The following is a 7,526-nucleotide window of genomic DNA, read 5'->3' as shown; positions in this document are numbered from 1 at the left end:
ACCGGCATACCAGTTGGCAATCGTCACCTGATCCGTCGAACCATACACGGCAATACGCAAATCATTGGCACTCTGACTCAACATGAGATCGAGGGGGTTGACCCCGGACGCAAAATTCAAGCGATCCCCAGTCCCACTGGCATCAGTAATCGTGTCCTGGCCATCTCCGCGGGCCAGCTGAAACACATCATTGCCCGTCCCACCATTAAGCACATCGTTCCCTTTTCCACCCGACAGCGTATCGTTGCCGTCACCAGCCATCAACACGTTGTTGCCAGCGTTGCCGATCAAAGAGTTGGCAAGAGTATTGCCCGTTCCACCGATCGCGGCTGTTCCTGTAAGAGCAAGATGTTCAACATTCGCGCCTAAGGTCCAGGTCACCGAGCTTTGCACCGTATCAATGCCGGCATTCAAGGACTCGACCACCGTGTCTCCCGCCCCAACTACATACGTGTCATCCCCGGTACCGCCGGTCAGTATATTGGCGGCATTATTGCCGACCAAAATGTTATTGAGCGCGTTACCCGTACCGTTGATCGCGCCTGTGCCTATGAGCGTGAGGTTTTCGACATTGGTAGCGAGCGTATGCGTTACGGAGCTTTGGATGGTATCAATCCCCGCATTCACCGCCTCGACGACGGTATCACCCGCACCAAGGACATAGGTATCATTTCCCATACCACCGGTTAACCGGTTGGCCGCGCTGTTTCCGATCAACACGTTGTCCAGTCCATTTCCTGCCCCGTTAATCGCAGAAGTACCTGTCAACGTAAGGTTTTCTACATTGGCCCCCAGCGTATACGTCACTGAACTTTGAATCGTATCCAGGCCTTCGCCGACTAGCTCCGTGACCTTGTCGCCGACATTGTCCACGATGTACAGATCATCCCCCTGCGCTCCAATCAGTCTATCTGCTCCGGCCCCGCCGCTGAGAATATTTGCCGCACTGTTACCGGTCAGGGTGTTGGCAAGACTATTGCCGGTCCCATTGACAGCCTCCACACCCGTCAAGATGAGATTTTCGAGATTCGTGCCCAATGTCCAACTGATATCAGACTTCACAGTGTCGGCCCCGGCACTCGCCCCCTCTACAATGATGTCGCCAAGCCCTACCACGTACGTGTCGTTTCCAGCCCCACCAGTCAGGACATTCACCGCACTATTTCCGATTAAAACATTATTCAGAGAGTTGCCAGTACCATTGATGGCGAGCTCGCCGGTGAGGGTGAGATTTTCCAGATTTGCTCCTAGCGTGTAGGTCCGGCTCGCCTGGACCGTATCCGCACCTTGTCCGGCTTGTTCTGTCACCACGTCGCCGAGGTTGTCGACCATATACAGATCATTTCCGGCGCCTCCGGTCATGAGATCTGCGCCCGTGCCCCCGTCCAGACTGTCATTCCCCGCGCCGCCCGAGAGAGTGTCGTCGCCACCTAATCCCAAGAGCGTATCGTTCGTCACATTTCCGTAGAAATAGTCCGTGTCCTCGGTGCCGACCAGATTGACGCCTTCCGTGTGGGCCAGCATGGCACTGTAATCCCAGATGGTCCCGTCGGCGAATGCGATACGGTCAATGCGGAGGGATGGGAACTCAAAGAATCCGCCGAGACTGATTTGATCGCCGGTGTTGTTGATGCTCAGAATCGCATTGCCACCGAAATCTGGAGTTGCCCGTAACGTCACATCGCCGGGTGCGATTCCATCGATGAGTTGCAATGTATCGACATCTGCTGAATCACCTTGATCGTCGATGGAGTCTTGCCCGTACCCTCGGCCAAAGAGATAGACGTCATTGCCGACATGACCCTCCAGAAAATCATTTCCGGCGCCTCCGTCAAGAACATCATTCCCCTCGCTGGCTCGGATCTGATCATTCCCCCCCATGCCCCGAATGGTATCGTCACCATTGGAACCATAGATAGATTCGTCAGCCCCGACGCCGACAACGGTTCGTACGCGTACTTCAATCTCGCCAGACGTCCAGATCGTCCCATCCGAAAAAATAAATTGATCAACCGTGTCGGCAGGAGACTCGTAGTAGGACTGCACGCGTAACTCGTCGGCAGTCCCATTGATCTTCACGACAAGATCATCGGCCTGCCGTTCTAGACTCAGGTTAGTCGGCGCCACGCCCTCGAGAAACTGCACCTGATCGAGTCCCGAATGGGCATACATCTGCATCCCACTCCGTACGATATCTTGCCCGTACCCGACGCTGAACAGGAATGTATTGTCGCCGGTTCCGATTAGTACGTCGTTGCCCGCCTGTCCATCGAGCCGATGGGAGCCAGACAGTTCATTATCCAAAGCGTTTCCAACCACGTTCACCTGAGTCGTTGGACTCAGATATACATCGTCTTCTATGCTCACGTTCTCGACGTTGTCCGGCGCCTGAAATGTAAGTGACTCAGTCGGGGTGAGGTAAATCGTGTCGCGACCTGCATTCACGTCCTCGGTGATGACCTGCCCCATAGATCGCAGGTGGTACGCATCATCCCCGGCGCCACCGAACAGCTGGTCGGCAATACCCGACGACTCTAAACTGTCATTGCCTTCGCCACCACGCAACACGTTGTATCCTTCGTTTCCATACAGTCGGTCGTTTCCAGCACCCCCGTCTAATTCATCATCGCCCTCATGACCTTCCAAGACATCATCGCCTACGCCACCGAGCAACATATCGTTGCCGCTACGTCCATACAGCCAGTCCTCAGCTGGGCTGCCTTGCATATGATCGGCGAAGCTCGTTCCTTGCAACGTTCCACCGTTTTCTGGAGCGGACAACTGAAACCCTCGGGCAAGCAACTCACCGTCCGTCAATACCGTGCCGTCAGCAAATTCAAAGTGACGGATGGTATGGAACTCGGCAGAAGCGTTCAGCCCAAAGCCGGTGAGTTGAATTGCATCTCCACCATGACCCACACGTAAGACCAGCGTGTCTGCCGGCCCCACATCCAACTTCAGCGATTCGGGAGTGATGCCTGCACCAAAGATGAGTCGATTGCTTTGCGCCCCATCGTCCTGAATTGTATCAGTACCGTCACCTTGGTTAACTCTGTACGTATCAAGCCCGCTTCCACCGATCAGAAAATCGTTTCCCCCACCACCCTGAAGATCATCCTCGCCTCCCCCGCCGTGAAGAGTATCGTCGCCCTCTCCCCCGTCGAGCATATCCGCGCCTGCCTGGCTGAAGAAGAACGGGGAGTCGCCGAAAAGAAGATCATCGCCGGCCTCACCATAGAGGAAATCGTCACCAACATCTCCGACAAGCTGATCCGAACCCTCTCCACCAAACAGCTGGTCCTGCCCTGCGCCAGCCCATAGCTGGTCATCCCCCTCTTCCCCATCCAGGGTATCGTTTCCGCCTGCAGAACTGAGAAGCGTAGGATTGTTCCCGTCGCCGTACAGGAAATCGTGTCCGTCGCCGCCGACCAAAAAATCATCCCCTTCACGCCCCTGAACATCGTCGACGCCATCGCCACCATCCAGCCGGTCATTGCCGAGTCCACCGTTCAGCAAATCATCGCCGGCTTCCCCCGAGAGCAGATCGTCTCCATCGTGCCCAAACAGCGCATCATGACCTTCTCCACCGAAGAGTGTATCGCTGCCGACATCGCCTTGAAGTTCGTCATCCCCTTCCTCCCCAAACAGCGTGTCATCGCCCTCTTGCCCAATCATGCGATCATTGCCGACACCGCCCCAAAGCGCGTCGTCGCCAAGGCCACCCTGCAACTCATCATCGTCAGCGCCGCCATCGAGGAAATCATTCCCGCCAAATCCGGCAAGCCGGTCCATCCCGCTTCCACCGTACAGAATGTCGTCGCCGCCACCCCCCTGGAGCTCATCTGCGCCGGCGCCCCCGTCAAGAATATCGTCGGCTCCCGGGTCGCCGGAAAAGTCACCGACTAAGAGGTCGTCTCCATCACCTCCCGACAGCATGTCCGCACCGGCGCCTCCGAACAACGAGTCGTTTCCCTCGCCCCCATCAAGCCAATCATCGCCTGCAATCGTGTGAGTGAAATCCGACTCACCAAACAGCCGATCGTCACCCGCCTCGCCAAGGAGAATGTCATTGCCGCCATCGCCGACAAGCAAATCGTTGCCCGCCCCGCCATCAAGATAGTCGTCGCCACCAGTCAACGAAATGACCCCTGCTTGTGCTGTTCGGTTCCATATGGAATTGTCATAGACTAGGCCGATCCAACCCGTCGGACGATTTTCTCCCCGAAGCACATCATCTCCGTCACCACCCAGCAGTACATCCGTCCCCATCTCCCCCATCAACGTGTCGTGACCCGCCCCGCCATCGGCATAGTGGGCCCCACTTCCAATCATCGGTCCCGCAAGGCTCAAATAGTTTGCCGTCCCCACAGCATAGTCGTCACCATCGCCACCAAGAAACACGTCCCCATCGGTCAGCAAGGCATAGTCATCCCCGTATCCGCCGATCAAATAATCGTTTCCATAACCGCCGAAGAACACGTCGTTGCCGGTTCCGCCATCCAACAGATCGTCAAACGCACCAAGTACCGGCGTATGGTCTCCATGAAGCACATCGTTGCCACCATTTGCATACACCTCGATCGCCCCCAAGCCTCCTGGAACCCACCCCTCCGCATCTGCATCGCCGATATAAGTATCAATAAAAGGTCCTGTTGGAACGCCCGCGTCGCGCGGCATTCCAGACATGTCACGCAACTGGATCCCCATCTGACCGCTCTGGAAATTCTCGTTAACGATGAGCACGCCATTGATCAGCAGATCCGTCCCCGACATGACATAGGTGGTTCGGCCATCGAGACTGGTATACGTATTCGCGGCATCCCCGGCACGACGAACACCGCCCTGCAACACGCGGCCGTCAAAAATAATCCGCCCTTGCGCATCACTATCTTCAATCCGATCCATTCCATCCCCGGACGAATAGACATAGGTGTCAACGCCGATGCCGCCTTCGAGGAGGTCGTTACCGCCCATGCCAGTGAGGCGATTGTTAGCGTTATTGCCTGTGATTCGGTTATCAAGATTGTTCCCTGTCCCTGAAGTATTTTCCATGCCCGTCAGGGTCAGGTTCTCCACGTGTGGGCTAAGGGAGAAATCCACCGAAGCAAGAATCTGATCGAGCCCGCCACTTTCGACCTCGAAGACTTTATCTCCCAAATTATCGACGATGTAGATGTCGTCGCCGAGGCCGCCACTCATGCGGTCAGCGCCTGCACCACCATTAAGGGTGTCACTCCCTTGTTGGCCAAGCAAAATGTCGTTGTCAGCTTCGCCATAGAGCTCATCATTACCCTCATTGCCTTCGAGATAATCCTGCCCCCCTGCGCCATGAACAAAATCGTTCCCAGCCCCTCCATAGATATGATCATTCCCTCTCCGCCCCAAATACTCCCGGCCCTCGATATCTCCGAACATGACTGCTTCGATTGCCGTCGCCCCGCGTTGGTTGTTGAAATTCGTCGTTTCATCCACAAACAGAGTCGAGCTGCTGGGAGTTCCATCGTTGACGTTGAAGCGCAACTTCTCCGCCAATAGCTCAGCGCGGTCGCTCAGGGCCATTTGAGTCCAGACACCAACACCGGTATCGGCATCGTATATGTCTAGGGAGTGGTCTTGGTTATGGAGGGCCTCATAGTCGATGCCGATCATTACAAAAGGATTTAACTCGCGCAGCGCATAGCGATAGGCAAGGCCATCCAGCGTCGGACTCTTCGCCTGACTGAATACAGTAGCGCTCGACATTCCAACCAAATCGACGAGTCGATAATCATTTGTACTGGGAAGGCTGTTCCGTAGATTGATGAGGTTCACATAGTACGCCTCGCGATTCGGATCACCCATTCCAGATGGCCCTGACGGAGTTGGCGTGCGATCGCCGGTGAACAGAACGCGCAGGGTATCAAGACTCGCTTCCAACCGACGGGCGGCGACCGATGAAGAAGCCTCAAGAAATCTAGTAACTGCAGCCACATCGATCGTCGGATCAATTCTCGCAGCGAGGTCATACCATGCAAGTGCATCAGTGGCAGTCGCTATTTGGTGATCATGAAACGAAGTGTTGAATCCTGTGCCCTCGATAAAGATGTTCACTGGCTTACCAATTTGGGTACCCAATCCAGCTGCGATCGACAGTCCGTTCTCGCCAATAATGTTAGTAATGGCTCCTGAAGGAACAGTATTTGCCGCTACGCCCAACCGTTCCAAGACCTCAATCACCACGCCACCAATTCCTGGGGCGTTATAGGTGTACGTATGGCGAATATTGGTCGCATGGTCGACCGTGAAAGCTTGGGCAAGGAACCCTCCAAGAGAATGACCTGTCACAGACAAAAGCTCATTGCGGCCAAGTGCTTCGTGTTCAATCAGCTGCGAATAGTATCTCTGGAGTGCGACATACTGCGGACTTAAGGTGGCTGATTCTCCGGCTAACAGTAGTCCATCTGTGATGAGATCACCAACTTCATCAGGATTTGTTCCACGAATAGCCAGAATTTTCTCGCCGGTCGCAACCTTCTGGAAAAGCGTTACGGACAAACCTGTCACGGGGTCCGTAAAAGTCTCTCCTATAACGCTATAGGCAGCCACAAATGTATCGACTAAGGGGTCCGTAAACCCCGCATCCTTCAATGCGCGCTTATAGTCATTCGAGGACATTGTCGCAGTAAAATCCGCATACGCCGCCATAGCCAGCTGCGAGTGCTGAAAATACATACCAATTGGATCGGCCATTTCAGTTTTTCTCCTGCAAGGACGTCTGCTTTAACCTAAAGACCTGCTGTAAGCCTATCCCAAACACTCCAGCCTTAAACGCTGGGCAAGTTATGGGAGACATTGGAGCGATAGTCGCTTCAACCCAGCCACCATAGTAAGAAAAATCCGTGGCGACGCCCAATAATTCGCCTGTCTCCTTATCGTGAATCTGCCCCTCTATTCTTGTGATGTGCGCCCAAGACGAAAAATCACGATTCCATTTACTTGATTGGACATAGCGATCTAACAGTTTTTTATCGTCCGGCCGTCCATCAGGCCTAAAATATGACTGGTCGAGTTCGACTATCTTGAACGCTCTGACGCCGGCCTCCGTCTCACAAAGATGCTCAAAATACAAACCACTGGGGATGATGTCCCATGTCGGGAGCAAGAGAAAAAGCGTCAGGGTGAGGCCTTGCACCACTTTCGTCGAGAGCGGGGGAAGGACACATATTCTGCCAAGCCATCCGAGCATTCGGGTAACACACCAAGCAGCCAATCCATACAGGATCAGCACGAAAAGCAGGGTGAGTGCTATCATGCGCGGAACCTCCGATCGACTTCACGCATTGCCATGCGCAAGAGAGGCATTAGGTGTTTCCTCCGGTACTAACCACTATGAGTCATCTCTGCATTACCTCGCGCTCCTACCGCTCCCGCAAACTCTCTTTCGTGGACTTCAATAGGGGGCTCAGCAAAAATTCGATCACCCGCCGCTGTCCGGTCTTGATCTCCACCGTCACGGCCATGCCGGGAGTTAGATGAATCTGCTTTCC

General features: G+C 54.7%; 2 protein-coding genes. Both read right to left on the bottom strand.

Translation table 11 applies throughout. From position 1 onward, the window contains the following. On the bottom strand, positions 1–6,729 hold a 6,729-nt coding region (locus tag KF784_19125), incomplete at its 3' end, for a hypothetical protein (protein ID MBX3121177.1). Between the two features lies 1 nt (position 6,730). Continuing rightward, a complete protein-coding gene (locus tag KF784_19120; GenBank protein ID MBX3121176.1) occupies positions 6,731–7,291 on the bottom strand; it encodes a hypothetical protein in 561 nt (186 codons plus the stop codon). Between the last annotated feature and the right edge of the window lie 235 nt (positions 7,292–7,526).

This window comes from Fimbriimonadaceae bacterium (assembly GCA_019638775.1).
Classification (GTDB): Bacteria; Armatimonadota; Fimbriimonadia; order Fimbriimonadales; family Fimbriimonadaceae; genus JAHBTD01.
The sequence above is the reverse complement of the archived record's forward strand: the minus strand, read 5'-3'. Positions and strand labels throughout refer to the sequence as shown.

Excerpts from the sequence above, each read along its gene's own strand:
- KF784_19120 (MBX3121176.1), bottom strand. The coding sequence starts at position 7,291 with ATGATAGCACTCACCCTGCTTTTCGTGCTGATCCTGTATGGATTGGCT.